The sequence below is a fragment of the Bacillus sp. BPN334 genome, assembly GCF_008368885.1.
Lineage (GTDB): Bacteria > Bacillota > Bacilli > Bacillales > Bacillaceae_G > Bacillus_A > Bacillus_A wiedmannii.
In genome coordinates this window covers 345,403-364,379 of sequence record NZ_QOZW01000003.1, presented here as the reverse complement: position 1 = coordinate 364,379, position 18,977 = coordinate 345,403, and the positions used below count along the sequence as shown (strand labels likewise).

The 18,977-nt window shown below is 33.4% G+C and carries 23 protein-coding genes and 2 pseudogenes; 9 read left to right on the top strand and 16 right to left on the bottom strand.

The window, feature by feature from the left end:
- Positions 1–26 precede the first annotated feature (26 nt).
- Together DN393_RS03525 and DN393_RS03520 are read left to right on the top strand one after the other, a co-directional pair.
- Positions 27–821 carry a hypothetical protein gene (locus tag DN393_RS03525; RefSeq protein ID WP_176713062.1) on the top strand — a complete coding sequence of 265 codons (795 nt, stop codon included), beginning with the start codon at positions 27–29 and terminating at the stop codon, positions 819–821.
- A 26-nt stretch (positions 822–847) separates the two neighbouring features.
- The gene (locus tag DN393_RS03520; RefSeq protein ID WP_064475199.1) at positions 848–1,123 is read left to right on the top strand and encodes a hypothetical protein; all 276 of its coding nucleotides are present in this window, start codon (positions 848–850) and stop codon (positions 1,121–1,123) included.
- A gap of 43 nt (positions 1,124–1,166) precedes the next feature.
- On the opposite strand, the gene spoIISB is transcribed toward DN393_RS03520, so the two are convergent.
- The 5 genes from spoIISB to DN393_RS03500 form a co-directional block, all read right to left on the bottom strand.
- A complete protein-coding gene (spoIISB, locus tag DN393_RS31375; RefSeq protein ID WP_064475198.1) occupies positions 1,167–1,343 on the bottom strand; it encodes a stage II sporulation protein SB in 177 nt (58 codons plus the stop codon).
- A 75-nt stretch (positions 1,344–1,418) separates the two neighbouring features.
- Positions 1,419–1,544, bottom strand: coding sequence for a hypothetical protein (locus DN393_RS03515; protein ID WP_064474161.1), 126 nt, complete (start codon positions 1,542–1,544; stop codon positions 1,419–1,421).
- Positions 1,545–1,656: 112 nt separating this feature from the next.
- Complete coding sequence (locus DN393_RS03510; protein ID WP_064474160.1) at positions 1,657–2,397, bottom strand: type II toxin-antitoxin system SpoIISA family toxin; 741 nt, start codon at positions 2,395–2,397, stop codon at positions 1,657–1,659.
- Positions 2,398–2,729: 332 nt separating this feature from the next.
- A complete protein-coding gene (gene gpmA / locus DN393_RS03505) occupies positions 2,730–3,467 on the bottom strand; it encodes a 2,3-diphosphoglycerate-dependent phosphoglycerate mutase (RefSeq protein ID WP_064474159.1) in 738 nt (245 codons plus the stop codon).
- Between the two features lie 166 nt (positions 3,468–3,633).
- Positions 3,634–4,116: a MarR family winged helix-turn-helix transcriptional regulator gene (locus DN393_RS03500; RefSeq protein ID WP_064474158.1), complete on the bottom strand. Its 483-nt coding sequence runs from the start codon at positions 4,114–4,116 to the stop codon at positions 3,634–3,636.
- 107 nt (positions 4,117–4,223) lie between these two features.
- Between DN393_RS03500 and DN393_RS03495 the strand changes: the two genes are divergently transcribed.
- The gene (locus tag DN393_RS03495; RefSeq protein ID WP_081257103.1) at positions 4,224–5,909 is read left to right on the top strand and encodes an alpha-keto acid decarboxylase family protein; all 1,686 of its coding nucleotides are present in this window, start codon (positions 4,224–4,226) and stop codon (positions 5,907–5,909) included.
- Between the two features lie 49 nt (positions 5,910–5,958).
- Here the strand turns inward: DN393_RS03495 and DN393_RS03490 are convergent, their stop codons facing one another.
- Both DN393_RS03490 and DN393_RS03485 read right to left on the bottom strand, forming a co-directional pair.
- Positions 5,959–6,366 (bottom strand): VOC family protein, encoded by a 408-nt coding sequence (locus DN393_RS03490; RefSeq protein WP_064474156.1) that lies wholly within the window; start codon positions 6,364–6,366, stop codon positions 5,959–5,961.
- Positions 6,367–6,486: 120 nt separating this feature from the next.
- Positions 6,487–7,197 carry a class I SAM-dependent methyltransferase gene (locus tag DN393_RS03485; protein WP_000787500.1) on the bottom strand — a complete coding sequence of 237 codons (711 nt, stop codon included), beginning with the start codon at positions 7,195–7,197 and terminating at the stop codon, positions 6,487–6,489.
- Positions 7,198–7,484: 287 nt separating this feature from the next.
- On the opposite strand from DN393_RS03485, the gene DN393_RS03480 reads away from it, so the two are divergent.
- Positions 7,485–7,697 (top strand): hypothetical protein, encoded by a 213-nt coding sequence (locus DN393_RS03480; RefSeq protein ID WP_000033161.1) that lies wholly within the window; start codon positions 7,485–7,487, stop codon positions 7,695–7,697.
- Between the two features lie 264 nt (positions 7,698–7,961).
- Here DN393_RS03480 and DN393_RS31875 read toward each other — a convergent pair whose 3' ends face one another.
- Positions 7,962–8,096 carry a hypothetical protein gene (locus tag DN393_RS31875; RefSeq protein ID WP_255449673.1) on the bottom strand — a complete coding sequence of 45 codons (135 nt, stop codon included), beginning with the start codon at positions 8,094–8,096 and terminating at the stop codon, positions 7,962–7,964.
- 447 nt (positions 8,097–8,543) lie between these two features.
- Here DN393_RS31875 and DN393_RS03475 point away from each other — a divergent pair, with 447 nt between their 5' ends.
- From DN393_RS03475 to DN393_RS03465, 3 genes and pseudogenes are all read left to right on the top strand, one after another.
- Positions 8,544–9,254: a collagen-like protein gene (locus tag DN393_RS03475; RefSeq protein WP_149173318.1), complete on the top strand. Its 711-nt coding sequence runs from the start codon at positions 8,544–8,546 to the stop codon at positions 9,252–9,254.
- A gap of 403 nt (positions 9,255–9,657) precedes the next feature.
- Positions 9,658–10,122, top strand: a complete 465-nt coding sequence (locus DN393_RS03470) for a hypothetical protein (RefSeq protein ID WP_064474155.1) — start codon at positions 9,658–9,660, stop codon at positions 10,120–10,122.
- Positions 10,123–10,547: 425 nt separating this feature from the next.
- Positions 10,548–11,543, top strand: a pseudogene (locus DN393_RS03465) (exosporium leader peptide); the annotation flags it as partial.
- Positions 11,544–11,679: 136 nt separating this feature from the next.
- Here the strand turns inward: DN393_RS03465 and DN393_RS31370 are convergent.
- The 6 genes and pseudogenes from DN393_RS31370 to DN393_RS03445 all read right to left on the bottom strand — a co-directional run bounded on the left by DN393_RS31370 (position 11,680) and on the right by DN393_RS03445 (position 15,241).
- The gene (locus tag DN393_RS31370; RefSeq protein WP_176546182.1) at positions 11,680–11,829 is read right to left on the bottom strand and encodes a hypothetical protein; all 150 of its coding nucleotides are present in this window, start codon (positions 11,827–11,829) and stop codon (positions 11,680–11,682) included.
- 123 nt (positions 11,830–11,952) lie between these two features.
- A complete protein-coding gene (locus DN393_RS03460; RefSeq protein WP_149173317.1) occupies positions 11,953–12,288 on the bottom strand; it encodes a DUF1064 domain-containing protein in 336 nt (111 codons plus the stop codon).
- A gap of 571 nt (positions 12,289–12,859) precedes the next feature.
- On the bottom strand, positions 12,860–13,105 hold the full coding sequence (locus tag DN393_RS31365; protein WP_179194473.1) for a hypothetical protein: 246 nt from the start codon (positions 13,103–13,105) through the stop codon (positions 12,860–12,862).
- A pseudogene (locus tag DN393_RS32360) lies at positions 13,081–13,354 on the bottom strand (hypothetical protein). The gene DN393_RS31365 and the pseudogene DN393_RS32360 overlap by 25 nt, the downstream one beginning before the upstream one ends.
- A gap of 191 nt (positions 13,355–13,545) precedes the next feature.
- Positions 13,546–14,898: a DEAD/DEAH box helicase gene (locus tag DN393_RS03450; protein ID WP_149173316.1), complete on the bottom strand. Its 1,353-nt coding sequence runs from the start codon at positions 14,896–14,898 to the stop codon at positions 13,546–13,548.
- Between the two features lie 73 nt (positions 14,899–14,971).
- The gene (locus DN393_RS03445) at positions 14,972–15,241 is read right to left on the bottom strand and encodes a hypothetical protein (RefSeq protein WP_064474152.1); all 270 of its coding nucleotides are present in this window, start codon (positions 15,239–15,241) and stop codon (positions 14,972–14,974) included.
- Positions 15,242–15,303: 62 nt separating this feature from the next.
- Between DN393_RS03445 and DN393_RS03440 the strand changes: the two genes are divergently transcribed.
- The gene (locus DN393_RS03440; RefSeq protein WP_098625554.1) at positions 15,304–16,062 is read left to right on the top strand and encodes a hypothetical protein; all 759 of its coding nucleotides are present in this window, start codon (positions 15,304–15,306) and stop codon (positions 16,060–16,062) included.
- A 41-nt stretch (positions 16,063–16,103) separates the two neighbouring features.
- Here DN393_RS03440 and DN393_RS03435 read toward each other — a convergent pair whose 3' ends face one another.
- The gene (locus DN393_RS03435; RefSeq protein ID WP_064474150.1) at positions 16,104–16,790 is read right to left on the bottom strand and encodes an MBL fold metallo-hydrolase; all 687 of its coding nucleotides are present in this window, start codon (positions 16,788–16,790) and stop codon (positions 16,104–16,106) included.
- 245 nt (positions 16,791–17,035) lie between these two features.
- Between DN393_RS03435 and DN393_RS03430 the strand changes: the two genes are divergently transcribed.
- Complete coding sequence (locus DN393_RS03430; protein ID WP_064474149.1) at positions 17,036–17,365, top strand: YkvA family protein; 330 nt, start codon at positions 17,036–17,038, stop codon at positions 17,363–17,365.
- Positions 17,366–17,638: 273 nt separating this feature from the next.
- Here the strand turns inward: DN393_RS03430 and DN393_RS03425 are convergent, their stop codons facing one another.
- Positions 17,639–18,868 (bottom strand): MFS transporter, encoded by a 1,230-nt coding sequence (locus DN393_RS03425; RefSeq protein WP_064474148.1) that lies wholly within the window; start codon positions 18,866–18,868, stop codon positions 17,639–17,641.
- Between the last annotated feature and the right edge of the window lie 109 nt (positions 18,869–18,977).

The following is an 18,977-nucleotide window of genomic DNA, read 5'->3' as shown; positions in this document are numbered from 1 at the left end:
GTCTCTAATTAGACTTTTTCAGAGCTATGAATAAAAAACAAATTGTTTCTATAGAAGAATTAGCATTTCTAATGAATTCCAAAGAAAATCAAACTTATGCAAAAGAATTACTAAGTCTTATTTATGATGAACTAGAGAAAGCAGATGTCGAAAAAATATTATTGACTGCAGCGCATTCCCTTTATGCTAGAGGATTGTTAAACTTTAATCAACAAACTAAAGAAATGCAATTACAACCGAGTATAGAGAAATTATTCAACACTATGTGTAACCCGCAACTTTCATTATTACTTCAAAAAATCGATTTTATAAACGAAACAACGATTACTGCTAACATTTATATTGATAACACTTCAAACGTTACATATCAGAGTTTAGATGGTATTGCACATAAAATCGAAGAAATTTCAGACGATAGATTATTTTTAGAATCTAAAAATTTATTACAGCTAGTATTTCAGCAAGAAGAAAAAGGCAGTGACATTGTAGGAACTCTTCCAAACCATATCGTACAAAATATTGAAAAGTTTTTCCCTTTGTCTATTCAAGAAGGGAAAACAATGTTAATAGAGAATGGATTTAATTCCTTATATGCTGAAAATTTGATAATAGATTTAAAAACAACACAGTCTATTTACACTATTATGCGTCTAGATACAACCGAAAAGAATGAGGTTATTTCTGACAATGGATTCTTTGTTATTGAATCACCCAACACCCAATGGCTATTAACTCGAAATATAATAAATGATTCCTTTGATATAACCTATTTAACCAAAAATCTTTTCGTAAATGAAATAACAAAACTAATAAAAGATTAATCCTTTAAGACGGGAGTATATTTATATTGAATAAACAACAGCATTCTAGCAAAAAAAAGGAAGGCTTTTTCGAAAATAGGATATTACCTATCATCACTGTTCTTTCAGGTGTCATTCTACTAGTGTACAAAGGGTTAGAATTTATTTCAAAGTATGTATTAATTTTAATCTTATTTACCCTAATTATTGCTTCGTTATACTTATTGTTTATGAAACAAATAGTTGGTGCTGCTATTGGATTCATTTTTGCAGCCCTTGGGTATTTTATGTATAAAATCATTTTTAAACAAAAAAAGAAATAACGCATAAACAAATCATAAAGAGATAATTTAAAAGAGAATGTTTTTACGCATTCTCTTTTAAATTACCCTTTTTTATATACTTATATGGAATTGCCTCTACAAATTTTTCTAATCGATCTATATTTTGAGTCAATGCACCTTTCACAAGAGAGAAATCTGTATTTGGTTCTTCTTTTTTTTCTTTAAAAAATGAAGATTTTTGTACGTTTACTTCAGCCATCTCTTCTCCCCCTCTTCAAAAAGATACAATCTTCTATTTATATTATATCGCAAATGTAGACAGCGTGTACACGTATCATTTTCTTTTTAATTCTTCTTCTAACTCTTCTACTTGCTGCAAAGTATCTCCTTTTATTAACGAGAAATCAGTTGTATCTTCATTTTCTTCTTTAAAAAAATCATTGTCATAATCTTTTATCACTACAATCACCTCTACGTGCTAGTGTAGGAATGATTGTCCGATTTTATACAAGTTTGTCTAAATTTGCTTTCCCTTTATGTATAAGTGAAAAGGACAGAAGAAAATCCTGTCCTTATTTACTAAAATAACTATGATGTATTGTTAAATTATATACATTTTCAAAATCTCGATCTTGCAGGTTATTTTTCTTCCCATCAATAACAATGAAAACATCACTCACCATTTTTGCTGGTATTATTCCGACATTTTCTACTTGCACCGCTTTCTGTTCATTCAATTGCTCAATGTGTTCTAACGGAATGATAATACTAAATTGAGAACGGATACCACGAAAGTTTGTATTTAATTCTTTTGCCGCTTCAAATACAACAATTTTCGCACCAATCTTTTCTCCATACGAATCTAAAAATGCGTTTAAGCTCTTTGTATATTCCTCTTCCGTATGCCATTCCATTGTACCGAATACTGCTGGATTAACATTTTGAATAATTGTTGTGTATATTTCTCCTCTTGCTTTAGAAGCAATTAATGACCGTTTTATCGATTGAACAGTCTTACCGATATCGCTAAATTTCGCTCCCCATATTTCTGAAATATTTGGTGTTAAAATAAATGCGATATCAACGAAAATAACCATTGCAGTGAACATTAAAAGATTTTTCCAGAGGGTTAAATCAATTCCTTTTATCATGAAATACACGGTGACTAATATTATAAACAACCCATACCAAGTCTTTCTAATTCGTTGCTTCTTCTCCTCGTAGAGCTCTTCATTTCTCCAGTAAAAGAAAACAAGAACTAGAAAAACGATTGCTAAAATAAATAAGCCGATTCGAATGTTAGAGATCACCAATGACATCACCCTCCATTCAAAAACTACTCACGATATCATTACATGCACAAGTAGCTCTCTTTATGACAAAAGACGTGGACAAGCTTCTAAATTTAGCAATATCGCATATACATTAGAAGGTGCCACGTCTTTTACCACGCATTAACGGGCAGTAAGACCTCCACCTGAAAATTTAGCGAAAGCATAGAAGTTAGGTAGGGGATCAACTGCCCTTAAAAGCCCGATTGGTTCAACTAATAATCAATGGGGATGAACCCCCCACTGATTAAAGTTTCACTTTATCATGAATCTACATTGTATATGTAGACAAGCATGCGTTTCAAATTTTCATGTTAAAAAGAAATATGTTTCGGAATTTCCCCTTCTGGTACTTCTCCGTCCATACTTAAGTAATAATGGCGAATCGGACGTAAATCATCGTCTAATTCATACACGAGTGGAATGCTCGTTGGAATATTTAATGAAACAACACCATCGCTTGAAAGGTTATCTAAGTGTTTCACTAGCGAACGAATCGTATTACCGTGTGATGAAATAATTACCTTTTCACCACTTTTTAATGATGGCGCAATTTCTGAATGCCAATAATCAAGTACTCTTTTCTCCGTATCCACTAAACATTCAGTCAATGGAAACTCACCTTTTTTAAGTGCTTTATATTTTGGATCATTCATTTCATATCTAGGATCATCCTCAGTAAGAGCAGGTGGTCTTACATCAATACTTCTTCTCCAAATATGAACTTGCTCCTCACCATATTTTTTCGCGGTTTCATCTTTATTCAACCCTTGCAATGCACCGTAATGTCTTTCATTTAGCTTCCAACATTTATGTACTGGCACCCAAGCAAGATCCATCTCATGAAGTACAATCCATAACGTCCGGATTGCTCGTTTTAATACAGATGTATAAGCTACATCAAAAGTATATCCGTTTTTCTTTAATATTGCTCCTGCTTCTCTCGCTTCACTTAATCCATTCTCTGATAAATCTACATCTGTCCATCCTGTAAAGCGATTTTCAAGATTCCATAAACTTTGTCCGTGACGAATAAGTACAAGTTTTATCATAATAATTCCCCTCTCGGAAATGTGAATTGTATTGTTCCATTGCGTACACGTATAAAGTATCTAGTAATGTATCTTTTTATCCATTCACTCTATGACCAATCCATAGTTGCCAAATGTATGGATAAAATTTGTTCTTTTTCAAACTATAAAACAGATATATTTCTTATTATGTTTGATCGATTACAACTTCTCGCTTCGACATCCAAGCATCAAAACCTGATCGGCTATTTGCCATTTCATTCATAACTTGATGCCAATTTTCTTCACACGATTCACCAAATTTTGAAAAAATAGCACCCATTTGTTGTCTTTGAACATCGCTCAATTTTTTCTCTAAATCTACACCTATTTCTGTTAAAGATAACTGTTTCACACGGCGATCATGTGTAGCTTCATTACTCTCAATTAAGCCCTTTTCCACAAGTTGTCGTAGTGGTCCGTGAAGAGCTTGTTTACTAATTTCTAACAGTGATAATAACTCATTTACGCTTATACCTGGAAAGCGTGCGATAAAAAATAAAATTCGGTGATGTACTCGTTGTATGCCATACTCTTTTATAATTTCATCTGGCTTTTCAGTAAATGTTTTATATGCAAAGTAAAATAATGCTAATGCTTCATTCATCTGTTCTTCTTTATGTTGTGTCATCTACTTTCCCCCTGTATGTAAATTATACCACAATCCAGTAATCAATATTTTAATGAACGCATTGGAACTTCTTTAGTCTATTGAAATATTCACTGCACAATTAGGAGATGATTCAATTGAAAACGCAATATACAGTAAGTACATATTTACTAGACCGACTAAGCGAATTAGGAATCGAGCATATTTTTGGTGTCCCTGGTGACTATAATTTGGCTTTTTTAGATGACGTAGTAGCACATGAAAAGTTAGAGTGGGTTGGCAATTGTAATGAACTAAATGCAGCATATGCTGCTGATGGATATGCTCGTATAAAAGGAATCGCGGCTCTTATTACCACTTTCGGTGTTGGAGAGTTAAGCGCCATTAACGGCGTTGCTGGCTCATACGCAGAGAACGTACCTATTATAAAAATCACAGGGACACCACCAACAACAGTAATGGAAAATGGAGCACTCGTTCATCATACGTTAGGTGATGGAAAGTTCGATCATTTCTCCAATATGTATAGAGAAATCACGGTAGCACAATCAAAATTAACACCTGAGCATGCCGCTGAGGAAATTGACCGTGTGTTACGTGCATGTTGGAGTGAGAAACGCCCTGTTCATATTCAATTACCGATTGATGTATATAATAAGCCAATTAATAAACCTACGGAACCAATTTTACATAAACCAGTTTTAAGTAATAAAGATGCGCTGGATAAAATGCTTCTACATGCGACTTCAAAAATAAACAGTGCCAAAAAACCTGTTATTTTAGCTGATTTTGAAGTGGCTCGTTTTCATGCGGAAGAATATTTGCATCAATTCGTAGAAAAAACTGGGTTTCCTATCGCAACGTTAAGTATGGGAAAAGGAATATTCCCTGAAAAACACCTTCAATTTATAGGAATTTATACTGGGGATGTTAGTTCTCCATACATACGAAAAAGAATTGATGAATCTGACTGTATTATTAGTATTGGTGTGAAATTAACTGATACTATTACTGGCGGCTTTACACAAGGTTTTACGAAAGAGCAAGTTATAGAAATCCATCCCTATACTGTGAAAATTATTGATAAAAAATACGGACCAGTTGTAATGAAAGATGTTTTAGAACAATTAAGTGATTTAATCAAACATCGTATTGAGGAAACACTTGAAATGAAGCCCTTTATTTCAGAATCACTATCTATGACAGAAGAGTTCAATCCAAAAGCACAAATGGTTACACAAAAACGTTTTTGGCAACAAATATACCATTTCTTACAAGAAAACGATGTTTTAATTGCAGAGCAAGGAACGCCTTTCTTCGGTAGTGCCGCTATCCCTTTACCAAATAGCACTACATATGTAGCACAACCATTATGGGGATCAATTGGTTATACATTACCTGCTCTACTCGGTACACAGCTCGCTGATTTATCACGGCGTAACATTTTAATTATTGGTGATGGTTCTTTCCAATTAACTGTTCAAGAGTTATCGACTATACTTCGGCAAAATTTAAAACCGATTATATTTTTAATCAATAACAATGGATATACTGTTGAACGTGCAATTCACGGCCAAAATCAACCGTATAATGACATACAAATATGGGATTACACGAAACTAGCAAACGTATTCGGATCAGAAGAAAAATGCCAAACATTTAAAGTGAAAAATGAAATAGAGTTAGCAGAAGTCTTAACTAAAATAAATTTTAATATGAATCGACTTATCTTTGTTGAAGTTGTAATGAGCCAAGAGGATCAGCCTGAATTGTTAGCTAAACTCGGTGAAAGATTCGGCAAGCAAAATTCTTAAAAAGAAAAAGCGTAACTATAAATAGGCTACGCTTTTTCTTTTTAAATTTTTATTCCGCAAGCGTTAACTGCCAAGACACACCATATTTATCATTTAACCAGCCAAACTTTTTGCTAAATGGATAAGAACCTAAAGGCATTAGTACAGATCCATCCTGTGCTAGTTTATGAAAGACCGTTTCAATTTCTTCTTCCGTCTCACAAGTTACATAAAGAGACATAGATGGTGTAAATGTAAAACCATGCTTTACATAACTATCAATACACATGAACTCTTGTCCATTTAGCGTAAAAGTTGCATGAATTACAGTTCCCTCTTTACCAGGTCCATTTTCATCGTAGCGAGAGATATTTACAATTTCTGATTGATCGAATAGCGACGTGTAAAAATTCATCGCCTCCTCAGCTTTACCTTCAAACATTAAAAACGTAGTAATTTTTTGATTTGTGTTACTCATATAGAGACAACCCCTTGTTATGTATTTATGCAAAACATACACCGGCAAGCAAAAACCGAACGTATATTCTTATAAATATATTGTCTATAAAAACGATGAGTTTGTCAATTATCTACTTTCTTATTTCTTCTTAAATAATGCTGTCCAAAGAAATGATTCTCCAAACATAGTATTTGGTTGGTCAATTTGCTTCATCTTTCTAATTTCGATCACTTCAAACTCGTCAAATATATCTCTTAATTTTTCTTCTGAATATGCAAGGCCACCTTGTAGACTCCATCCTCTATATACATCCCAATCTGTTATTTCTGATCCATTTCGCTCATCTAAATCACCTGCCGAAAAACATGTTAATCCAAAATAACCACCCGATTTCAAGGAGTTTTTAATTAAATTCACATAATTTATTCTTCTATGCGGTGGAATATGATGTAAACAGCCCGAATCGTACACAAAATCAAAATCATTTTGACACTCTAAATTAAAAATCGAATCACAAATAAAATCGATTTCTATTCCTTTTGCTAACGCCCTCTCTTTCGCCCAATTAATGCCCTCTATAGATAAATCCACTGCTGTTACTTCAAATCCTTTATTTGCTAGATAAATTGCGTTTCTACCCGGACCACATCCAAGTTCTAGTACTTTTCCTTTTGAAACCCGCTTTTTTTGGATATACGAAACTAGATTCTCATCTGGAACATTTTCAAAAAACGGAACATCTTTTTCTCTATTCTCATAAAATTCATTCCAAAATGGTTCTGCCGGTCTTAATAACGAATCGAGCATTTTATTAATATCTTCTTGAGTATGCAACGTTTCATTTTTCATTTATACCCCTCCAAATTTAATAGTCAGAAAATTATTATATATCTTTTTGAACTTTCAAACAAAGAAAAAACTCCTATATTCAATAGGAGTTTTTGTCTTTAAAATCCAAGTACAGCTAACCATTTTAACAGCTTCTTCATTCCGTGGATTCAATGTTTCTTTTAACGCTTCTGCTGGGTTTTTATCGCCACTCTCAATCAGCTTCTGTGCATTGAGCATAAAGGTAATAATCATAAATTTCCGCAATTTATTTATAAGAATATAAAGCGTTAACAAGGGTGATGTATATGAGCAAGTTCCGAAAGAAGATGATTAAATATTTGCAAACATTTTGGGGATGCTTAGCATTTGGTGTATTAATGTTTGCTCTCTTCTTAATTATGGATTTAACAGATACACCTCTAAATACATTAGGCTGGAGAGACTTGCTAGGTTCTGCAGCAGGCGCAGTCATTATATCTATTGGGATGTTTACTTTAAATAAATTGGATTTAAAATAAATATTCGGTCAATACTGTATTTAGGCTATATGCCAAGATTCATTTAAAGTAGTCTTCTCTGTATCTCCTAGTATTGAGCAGTTAGCTTTTTCTAGCTGCTCTTTGTTTGTAAAAAACGAACTCAATTGACTACACGCACATATAATATTCTGTGTTCCTTTCTTTATAATTTGAAATAGTCATTACAAAATGAATCTCGTCACGAGAGCACTTTATTGAGTGCTCTTTTTTGATTTTTGAATACTTATTAAATGAAATTTTTGTTTAATTTATAAAATAAAAACGCTTGTCCACTTCACCCCATTCACCATCGTATATTATCCAACCATTATAATCGTATATTATCCAACCATTATAATCGTATAATTCTTCTTGTATTTTCCATTCACTACGATACATTCTTTAATTCCCCTTAACAATCCTTGCCCTTTTATATAATTGCTTTCCAACTTCATGATTTGCTTTTTGCTACCTTCACCTCCTATGACGAGCAATCATAGGAGATGAAGGTATGAATGAAGAAAATATTGTTTTACATGGAACTGCGGTTAAATCAAGTTTAATCGATTCAACACTCCTATCTATTTTTCGTCATTCACTTTACCGACAGAAGCAACAGGTTCAACGGTATTGATTTAGGAAGCGGACTCCCTTATATATATTAAAAGCTTTTTGGAGTGAACCCATGTTCCTTATATATTATGGAATGGGTTTATATTTGTGACATAAGGGCTTATTTTTTTATTTATTTTAATTTTCAAGGGCCTTTTTCTTATACTTGTGTGTTAACCAATTCATAAGTTGTAGTGTGTAAGTGGGTGAATGAATGATAAGGATGGTGTAAAAATGAGTGAATTTAAAAAGAAATTTCATATTCCATGTGATTGTTTTCTCCCCCCTGTACCCCCACCTCAAGTTGGACCGACTGGGCCGACCGGAGCGACTGGACCAACTGGACCAACTGGGCCAACTGGGCCGACCGGAGCGACTGGACCAACTGCTGTAGGATGTTGTCCATGTAATAATGTTCTTAACAACCCTGGATTTGACATACCACCTGTAGGAGTAGATCCAGTTCCAGGTTGGAATCAAGTAGGTTCTGTTTCAGAAGTAGGTTTTCCAAACGTTCATAGTGGTCGTTTTCTGCCAGATGGGTCATTTAGTCTCTTAGCTGCATCAATTGGTCCAGGTGGAAGTATTAATCAAACAGTTGATGTTGACGAAGGTTGTTGTTTTACATTTTCATTTGCTGCAGATGTAAGGGATGGTGCATTTCTTATAGCTTCTGTATCTTTTCCAGAACTTGGGCAAGCATGTCCCCCATCCCCTGCAACTCTTGGTCCATCAAACATTCCACATATTGTACCAGTTATGAATCAACCACAATCTCTTTTCCAACATTATGTTCTTGTTGTGTGTATACCTGCTACTGTGACTATAGCTTGTATTTCTTTCCAAAATACTGCTACAGGTGGTGAAGGCGCAACAGCCTTTGTTGACAATGTTGTATTTCAACCTACTGGTGGACCTTGCACTTCATGTTCACAAAATTTTTAACACATTAATACGCTTGAAAATTTCCTTTTTTCTGGCGAATACAACAACTATTAAAGAGGGCCTTCTAGCTCTCTTTTTATATTAGGAATCATCATAATCTGGCCCCTCAACCATGACTCCACTCACTATATATTCATTAATAAACCATTGGTTACTCTTCATTTCATTCCAATAACTATTTTATATTAAATCCGCACATCCCTCAGAAGCATACATACGATATTATGTTGTATTCTTTTTCAATATCAGTGTTTAGCTGAGAGTACCTTGGATGGCGCTCTTTAATTTTCAAATAACATTTTTAAGTAATTACGAGAGCGGATTTTATTATGTTGTACAAGCACTACTTCGCCTTTTTAAATAAACTATATAGACATCTAAATGAAGGTAGATTTATATTCATATGGCTGATTACTTTTATAAAGATGGTAAAAAGTATTATAAAAAACAGTCACATTCGGGCAATCAAAAAAACAACTGTTTTATTGATACGCATACAATTGCAGGTTCTGAAGAAAATGCAAATGGAAATATACCTGTATCTGTTTTCCTTGAAACTACCACTCCACAAACTGTATTTGAGGATTTTACAAACAATCACAATAAAACATTAATCCAGTTATTTGTTGTTGGTATGAGTGCACCCGTTCAAGTAACTATTCTAACAAGAAGATCTAGCATACCAATTACTACTACATTACAACCCGTTCAAACAAAAATATTTCAAGTTGAAGATTTTCAAAGTCTTACTCTTACAAAGCAGGAAGGTCCTACTAGTGCAGTTAGTTTATTTGTTCAAAAAACATTTTGTATCTGCTGTAACGATAATAACGACTCATGTGATGAATGTTACCATGAGTGCAATTAATAGATTAAATCACTTGAATAACTCTTTATATAGAGGGTTCTTTTCTTTTTTTAATGTCGTGTGAAATATACCAAGGTTTGAACCCCTAATCCTAGGGATTCTTTATTTAAATAAGAATTTTAGTGAAAATAAATTTACTGTTTATCCTAAAAATTCATACACTTATATGAACTTTAAAAAATACAAAATATAGTCCTTGGTCCAAGAGCACCACACTCTCTGTTGGTGCTCTTTTCAGTTAAATAATACTTTTGCGAAAATTTTGTTGTCTAATTTTTCACTTATCCATTTCACTTTGCTCTATTTTCGCATTTATTATTAGAAATACTAATTTTTTAGAGGTGAAATTATTATGGACGAGTTATTATCTTCCGCTTTAATAAAAGCCTGATTTACTCGGACCTACTTTACCAGCTATTCCACCATTCACTCTGCCTACCGGACCAGGATGTATAGAACCCCTACCAACTTTCACTCAAATCGTCTATTTAAACAAAGCTGGTGATGATTCTGAATACGCACCATTTTTAACAGTGACTGCAGTAATGGCATCAATAACAGATGCTATAGCACCATTTCCGGATCCCTTAAATATAACTAAACGTTATGCTATCTCTATTGGACCTGGCAACTATATCGAACCATTAATTCATTTAAAAGCTAACGTTCAATTAGTAGAAACTAGTACTTTATTTACTAGATTACAAATTCCTTTCGATATAAATGATCCGTCTTGGTTTGATTTAAACTTTTCCCAGGATCCTAGATCTGGGTTTGTTAATCTGACATTACTAAGTTCGCCTCTTGATTTTAACTTTCAAACGGCACAAAGTGTTTCAGGTAAATTATTCTTTGTTAGCGTTAATATAACCCCTACTCCTATATTCACAACTTTATCGACTTCTGTGAATCAAGTGAATATCCGTAATTCAATGTTATCCGCTGGTTATACTCAAAATGGAATTAACATGGAAATGTTTGCTTCGTTCGTTTCTAGTGGCAATATTACTATTAATTCGCAAGCAACCACAGATACCCAAGTCAACTTAGTTGGTGGAGGAATAAATGGTAATGTCATTATTAATGTGCTACCTGGTCATATTCCAATTGCCCCCTTAAATTTAACCAGCTTTGCTATTACAGAAAACATCTTCAATCCCAGCCCTAATTCTGGAAATTCATTTGTCAACGGCGCTAATAACGATATTACAAGAGTCAGAGCGACAGTTGATTCATTACCTATTCGTTCCCGAATAAATCTTATAGGAACAAATACATCTTTAATTAGAGTTGATGATGCTTTCGATTTAGCTTATACACCTAATAATCCAGCAAACTAGGCTCCTCTTCCTCCTACTACAGTACAGGAAGCTTTAGATGGAATTGCTGCATTGCTGGCAGTAACTATCGGTACGCCATAAACATCTTAGAATGAACTTAAATCCTAATTTAACACGAGCTAAATTGCTATGATATGTGAAAGAAAAGTCTCTTCAAATCTGATTGGAGAGACTTTTTTGTTACTAAGCAAATCCGATATCTGAAAATTAATATACATCATAAACAAATTGTATTAAACTTTATTTCCATCATTATTTTTTGCATAACCGCTATTTTATTTTCCTCTGCTCTAAAACCAAAATAGAGTAAGCCACAAGTAGCAAACGAACCTAATACGGATCCTATAATGATTTCTAAGCAGAACATAACGTAACTCCTCCTATACATTAATTCAGACATTTATAAAAAAATTAAAATATATAAATCCAACGTAAAACACTTGTTAAGATTGCTGTCATTCGCACTATTTGTTCTGATAACGTTATATAATCAAGATGCAACAAGCGACAAATGTGGGAAATAATATTCGAACATTTTCTTTTTAATACTAAAGATGTCAGTTACTACACCTTTTACATCACCGTTTGGCAAATAGATCATGAATTCTGCTTTATATGTAATTGCATCAAACCGTTTGCCATTCTTTTTATAACCAGGTTGTAGAACAAACGATGGTTGCAATTCGATTGCCTGTATTTCACCTGCACCTTGCTTTTCTTTTAACAGCTCATAATATTTAGACGCGGCTTCTGAATTAAAGATACAACCATCTAGCTCAACCTTTTTATTGTTATATTTGCTCTTTGTTTTTCTCTTTTGTTTTATTAATTAGCTGATTAATTTCACAGACATCATTTATCAAACGTTCCATGTTTCTTCACCCCTTGAATATTTTTCAAATAAAAATACATACTATTTTCAAGCCGCCGTGTCCACGGCTAATACTTCTTTCTTTTGTTACAGCAGAAGCAGGTAGGTTCTTCACTTATCTGCTTTCTCTGTATATTTTTTAAGAAATCGAAAATAATACCAACAAGCTGTTTGAACTAGCAGCTTCACTCTTCTCGTAATGGGGATGCAATTTATTACAATTAGCTAACTCATTGAACTCACTGGCAGACAACCAAAATCGTTGTCTGCTTTTTGTATGAGATTTTTCGTTTTACATATACTACTTTTGAACCTGCAGACCAATACGAACCATTTTGGTGCTTGGGATTTCCCTTCCTGGGGATAAGTATTTTTTACTTATCCCTTTTTGTATAGACACGTACATTTAAGGTAAAGCTAATTACAAGCAGATTTTCTGTTTATGCGTAGTTCTAAACAAGAATACTTTTTCTCCTATTAAAGGACGGCAGGTACGACTGCTAGTCCTTTTTTCTTATATCGCATACTATCCCTTCAGGTAACTTCGTACTACATTACCTTCATCGTCGTAGTAAGCAATTTCCCAATAAGGATGGCAGTTGTGCTTCTCAAGTTCCCCATCGAGCAAAACGAACAAATTAGTTTTCCAGTTTCCAACGATCGTATCCCAATACGAGTTAAATCCTTCATAAACTTCTCTTGTTCCATTTCGATAATTGCGGAATGTGTAATGAAAATACTCGCTCGCTACATTACCTTTTCTTTCAACCAAAGTATTCTGCCGAAATAGTAGACATAATAAGTTCCGTTCTCTTTTTGCTGCAGCATAACATTCCCGTACCGTTTGAATGTGTTACGAATTTCTTTCACCAAATCGTCCAATTCTTTGTTAGCAAAAAATGTTTTCTTATCGTTATACCAATTGATTTTTTCATAACCCGTATCATCATCAGGGCGCTAGTACGAATTGTTTTCTCTCGATTTTTTTTTCGATTAAATATTGTTCGTACATAAGTTGCACTTGTTCTTGAATTGCGACATGGTAGTAATACCCTTGCTCTACTGGTTTTGGACTATAAAATTCCCTTTATAAGTTTTAAAATTCATTTTAAATACGGTGAATGAAATTTCCGTTTTTTCTCGGTATCACCCTTGTTGTATACAAGCAAAAAAAGCCGCAATATTTTGCGACTCTTTTAAAATTATAACTATTTAACGGCCACGTCTTTGCTGACCTTGTTTTGCACTACTTTTCTTATTACTTGGCTTATTAAATGATCGATTGTTATCATTTCTCGAACTATTTCTTGAATCGTTTCTTGGGCCACCTCTTGAACCACTTCTTGAACCTTCGTGGCTATCTCTTTGACGATATTGATCTGATTTCTTTGGAGCCGGCTTTGGTACCGGTTTTCCATTTTCATCTACACGTTTTATCTTCGGTTGTTCGATTATTTCTCTTTGCAATGGTGCACCAAGCGTTTTTTCAATTTCTTCTAAATGTTTTTCATCTTTCGCTGCAACGAATGTAATTGCAAGACCTGATCCACCTGCACGTCCTGTTCGGCCAATGCGGTGAATATAACTTTCTACATCTTCAGGGATATCAAAGTTAAATACGTGCGTTACACCATCTACATCAAGTCCACGAGCTGCTACATCGGTTGCGATTAAGTACTGAATTTTAGCTTCACGGAAACTCTTCATAACTCTTTCACGTTTCGTTTGAGGTATATCACCATGAAGTTCAGCACAATTATAACCTAGTCCTTTTAAATTATCATAAAGCTTACTTGCTCTAACCTTTGTACGACAGAAAATAACTGCTAAAAATGGCTGATCACGATCCATAACAAAACGAAGTGCATCTGGCTTTGCACGATCTGTCGTCTCAATGACACGCTGCTCAATTGTATTTACCGTTACTTCTTCACTTTGTACTTGAATCATTTGCGGCTCATCCATATAACGTTTCGCCAATTTTTTAATATCTTTTGGCATCGTTGCTGAGAATAACATCGTTTGTTTACTATCAGGTGTCTCATCTAAAATATCTTCAATATCATATAAGAAACCGAAATAAAGCATTTGATCCGCTTCATCTAGTACAATTGTTGAAAGATTACTTAAATCAATTGTTTCACGACGTATATGATCTAATAATCGTCCTGGTGTCGCAACAACAATATGTGTATTGCCTTTTAATTTTCTCAATTGTTGTGCTACATCTTGCCCGCCATAAATCGCTAGTACATTAATATCTTCTCTTTGAACAAGCATTTTTTTAATTTCAGTTGTAATTTGCAGTGCTAGTTCCCTTGTTGGTGCAACGATTAAAGCCTGAACATCACTAGACTCTGGATTGATTTTTTCTAAAATCGGTAACACGAATGCTAACGTTTTACCCGTTCCTGTTTTCGCCTGCCCAATAATATCTTTACCTGACATAATAACAGGAATTGCCTGCTCTTGAATTGGTGTTGCTTCTGTAATTCCATTTTCACGTAATGTATGATTAAAAGTTTCACTAATTCCTAATTCTAAAAAGTTTTTCAAATAGACCACTTCTTTTCCTTATTTTTCACATTAGCTTTCATTGTACCATTTGTTTCGCCAAATATGAAAAATAAAAAAATTCTTATCTTCTTTTTTTATATTCATCGAGTACTAGTTGGACAAATTGTTTTTGTTTTTTCTCGAAATTTATTAATGCTTCCATATTTGCCGAATTCAAAATATACTTCTTAATTTTTCTATTACTCCAAATTAATCTTGTATACTTTGTATCTTCGTGTAGCCTTCGAAACCACTCAAATTCACTTAAGTTGGCAATATGATGTTTTAATTTCATGTCATTTCGAGGGTAAAATGTAATTATAGCCATTATTACATCAAGCAATAAACTCATCTTCTCCCCTCCTATACATATATATTTCAAATTTACGGAAACATAGTTAAAGGGTGATGAAATTGACCACTACATTCATAAAGATATTTTGCATATTTTTCTTACTATATTTTCAATCGACCTCAATTATTATGGCAAAATCTCAAACAAATGTGATAAGTGAATTTAAACATGCTTTATTCAAAAATGATAAAAAATTAATGCAGTCATATGTAACAGAAGGGATTGAACTACCTACTTTCCAAAAGGAAAAACCTATTCATGAAATTAAAATAGTACCATCTCCAAAAGAAGATACCACAGTCCTTATTTCTTATTCCAAAGACACTGATGATGGATTTACTATCGGTTGCATTTTAGAAATAGTAACAAAGAATAATAAAATATCTCGAATTAATCAAATTTATGATGGAACTAACCCTCTTATGAAAGAAGCTACTATTGTAAAAGAATATGAATTGAAGATTAAGCGTCATATACTAACACCTACAAAATTCCCGTTCGAAATTCACGAATTTCAAGGGTACATCTATAACGATTACTTAGAACTACGATACTACAATAAAGATAGTAATAGGATTTTTAAAATCACTGTTTCACCAGTTCAACATAAATTAGATCAATATGTACATAAGGGAACTAAATTTTACATTTTAAAACATAATATAAAGGCAGTATATAATCCTCATTTTGATTTAGCATATGAACTTATCTTTCAGAAGGACGGTTTTCAATATAAAATCGCCATTGGTAACAAACTATACATAAAAAGAAAATACAGTGTTAATGATTTGATTAGACTTGCAAAATCTATGAATTAAAAAACCGATCTTTTCGATATAGGAAAGATCGGTTTTTTAATTCATACAGTGAGTTTTCCTCCATGATAGCAATAATACCTTGCTGCTTTAAGGTTTTTAATTCTCTTTAAAGATTCTTCCGCTTTTTCTATATCTAAGCAAAAATCCGGATTAGCTATTTCTAATTCACAATTATTTTGAACGGCCGCATCCCCTGTAATTACACAATTTAAATTTGGAAAATATAATGAAATATGCCCCGAAGTATGTCCAGGGGTCGCTACTATTTGACATTCATCATTCAAAATCATTTGACCATCATATACTTTTTCATCGACGGAAATATGTCTTATATTTTTTAATTGTTGTATAAACCACTTACCAAATTCTTTTTCTTCAATTGGCATACGTTGTAACATTTCTTCAGCTTGGACTAGTCTCTCCGATTTTATTTCACCATTAATGTAGTTGGATTCAATTTCACTAGCAATAATATTAACGTGAGGATATTTCACTTTGAAATCATATAAAGATCCTATATGATCGTCATCATAATGAGTAATAATTATATTTTTTAAGTTTTTCATCTCATACCCATGTTTTACAATTGCGACTTCAATTAAAGGTAAAAAATTGATATAACCCGTATCCACTAAAGTTAATTCCTTGTTTAATATAAGTAAGCTCGGATAAATACATTGTTTTGCACCGTTAAATTCGAATTCAATTGGTAGTTCTATTATCTTCATTTTTCTTCCCCCATACCGCTTATTAAATGTTTAATAATAAATAAATCATCCACATACATTTTACTGTACATACTTATGTAACGAAACAATGTGAGTCGTTACATAACAAACATTCTATTATTTTGAACAGGTAATTCCTTATTTTTATGGAAATATACAATAAGATAAATAATAAAATTGATTATTCCTTCACTTTTTTGTCTATCCTTTTAAAAAATCTATGTTTTTGTAAAAGGAGTGTTTATATGGAGAAACAGACACTTTGGAAAAAATTCAAACAAAGCTCAGCAAGCCTCGGGAAATCTAGCGTATATGAAAGTATTATTTTATACTACACAATGAGAAAAAAAGGGTTACCTACTAAAGCGAAATTTATAATTTTAGCCGCTTTATCCTATTACGTATTAACAATCGACTTCATTCCAGATATAGCTGCTATTATTGGGATTGGCTTATTAGATGATGTTTTAGCAATTGCTATAGCGCATAAATTTGTAATGCGCCATGCGGACGCTGAAATTCGAGAAAAGAGCAAAGTAAAAATGGAGTCATTATTTACTTCAGTACAAGTATAATGATACTGTCTAGTCATTTACCTAGCTTTTTACTTTCAAAAAAGCTAACTTTAATTATTGATAGTTCTATTTAACCTTCACCATGAGATCATTACAGAATACTTTCTTAATTTCTCTTAGCTCTCAAGCCGTAAACAAATAGGGGCCAGCACTTGTTCCTAAGTTCTGACTCCCTATTATTTGTTCTTATATTTATCTGTTATTCAATTCATTCAGGAAAGATTCCCGCAGAGACATCCTTATATAAAGAAAGACCATATTAGTGCAGATAGTTTATACAGTTACATGCGTCCCCCTATACAAAACTGCTATTGCCACTACTATAAGCATCATCCCCATAAAAGCAGGTGCAGCATGACCAAGCGATACATAAATTTGTCCTCCAATAATTGGACCAATCATTCTTGCCAAAGCTTGAATAGATTGGCTACCGCCTTGGATCCTTCCTTGTTCACTAGAATCGACAGACTTTGAGAGCATCCCATTGAATGAAGGCCCGAAAATTGAATCCCCAAAACCAAACATTAACATTCCAACGATAAGTAGTGGATACAGTGAAAACAAAGCAGATGCTGCAATAAAACTATAACCAATAATCTCCGAAACCATCCCAAGTATTGCTATTTGTTTATCACTAAGCTTGATCAAAAGCTTTGGCATTATAAAAGCTTGTGAAATGATATCTTGAAAGCCCATAATTGAAAACATAAGTCCGATTAGTGCAGGTTTCCAGCTAAAAGTATCCATCGTAAATTGTGTAAAAATTGCTTGTAAAGATCCGTTAGGTATCCAAAGCAAAAACGCTGAGACAAGTAACCATTTTAAGTTTTTCATGGAAAGTATGTTTGCCATCTGTGCAAAAGGATTTAACCTTACAAAAGTAATTTCTTTTAGCCTATTATTTTTGTCAAGACTCTCAGGCATATATTTCATCCCATATAAAACATTTAATAAAGTTATAAGTGCTCCGAAATATAAAGGTACAGAATGACCAAACTTTGCAAGTAATCCCCCAAGAGTTGGTCCGATAATGGTTCCTGCACCTACCACTGCACTCACCCACCCAAAATACTTCGTTCTCTGTTCTGAGGGAATGATATCTGCAAAATATGCAAAAATTGTACTGATGCTCCCGCCTGTTATTCCTTCTACTATACGTCCAGCAAATAGTACCCATAAAGCCCCTCCTATACCAAAAACTAAGTACCCGATTGCAGAACCGAAAAGGCATATTAAAAGTAATGGACGACGGCCATATTTATCGCTCAAAGCTCCGAGTGCAGGAGCAGCGAAAAACACGCAGACCGCATAAACAGAGGTCAGTAGCGTAACAACTAGAGCCTGTTCTTCCGGACTACTTATATAAGGCTCCACTAAGAATGGCACTACAGGCATAATGATACTGAAACCTATACCACAAAGAAATACAGAAATAAGACCGAATATTAAAGCATGTTTATCTATGTTTTTTTCAGTTTCATTTTTTGATTTAAAAATAGACATTTAATTTCTCCTCTCAAAACACTTTGTTGCTTTGTCAACAAAAATAATAACTCTGTTTTGTTGATTAGTCAACAAAAATAAAATAATAAAAAGGTAGCCTTACCGTGAA

Coding starts and splice junctions, on each gene's coding strand:
- DN393_RS03525 (WP_176713062.1), top strand. CDS start 27: ATGAATAAAAAACAAATTGTTTCTATAGAAGAATTAGCATTTCTAATG.
- spoIISB (WP_064475198.1), bottom strand. CDS start 1,343: ATGGCTGAAGTAAACGTACAAAAATCTTCATTTTTTAAAGAAAAAAAA.
- gpmA (WP_064474159.1), bottom strand. CDS start 3,467: ATGATAAAACTTGTACTTATTCGTCACGGACAAAGTTTATGGAATCTT.
- DN393_RS03500 (WP_064474158.1), bottom strand. CDS start 4,116: ATGACACAACATAAAGAAGAACAGATGAATGAAGCATTAGCATTATTT.
- DN393_RS03495 (WP_081257103.1), top strand. CDS start 4,224: ATGATTCAATTGAAAACGCAATATACAGTAAGTACATATTTACTAGAC.
- DN393_RS03490 (WP_064474156.1), bottom strand. CDS start 6,366: ATGAGTAACACAAATCAAAAAATTACTACGTTTTTAATGTTTGAAGGT.
- DN393_RS03485 (WP_000787500.1), bottom strand. CDS start 7,197: ATGAAAAATGAAACGTTGCATACTCAAGAAGATATTAATAAAATGCTC.
- DN393_RS03480 (WP_000033161.1), top strand. CDS start 7,485: ATGAGCAAGTTCCGAAAGAAGATGATTAAATATTTGCAAACATTTTGG.
- DN393_RS31875 (WP_255449673.1), bottom strand. CDS start 8,096: ATGTATCGTAGTGAATGGAAAATACAAGAAGAATTATACGATTATAAT.
- DN393_RS03475 (WP_149173318.1), top strand. CDS start 8,544: ATGAGTGAATTTAAAAAGAAATTTCATATTCCATGTGATTGTTTTCTC.
- DN393_RS03470 (WP_064474155.1), top strand. CDS start 9,658: ATGGCTGATTACTTTTATAAAGATGGTAAAAAGTATTATAAAAAACAG.
- DN393_RS31370 (WP_176546182.1), bottom strand. CDS start 11,829: ATGTTCTGCTTAGAAATCATTATAGGATCCGTATTAGGTTCGTTTGCT.
- DN393_RS03445 (WP_064474152.1), bottom strand. CDS start 15,241: ATGAGTTTATTGCTTGATGTAATAATGGCTATAATTACATTTTACCCT.
- DN393_RS03435 (WP_064474150.1), bottom strand. CDS start 16,790: ATGAAGATAATAGAACTACCAATTGAATTCGAATTTAACGGTGCAAAA.
- DN393_RS03430 (WP_064474149.1), top strand. CDS start 17,036: ATGGAGAAACAGACACTTTGGAAAAAATTCAAACAAAGCTCAGCAAGC.
- DN393_RS03425 (WP_064474148.1), bottom strand. CDS start 18,868: ATGTCTATTTTTAAATCAAAAAATGAAACTGAAAAAAACATAGATAAA.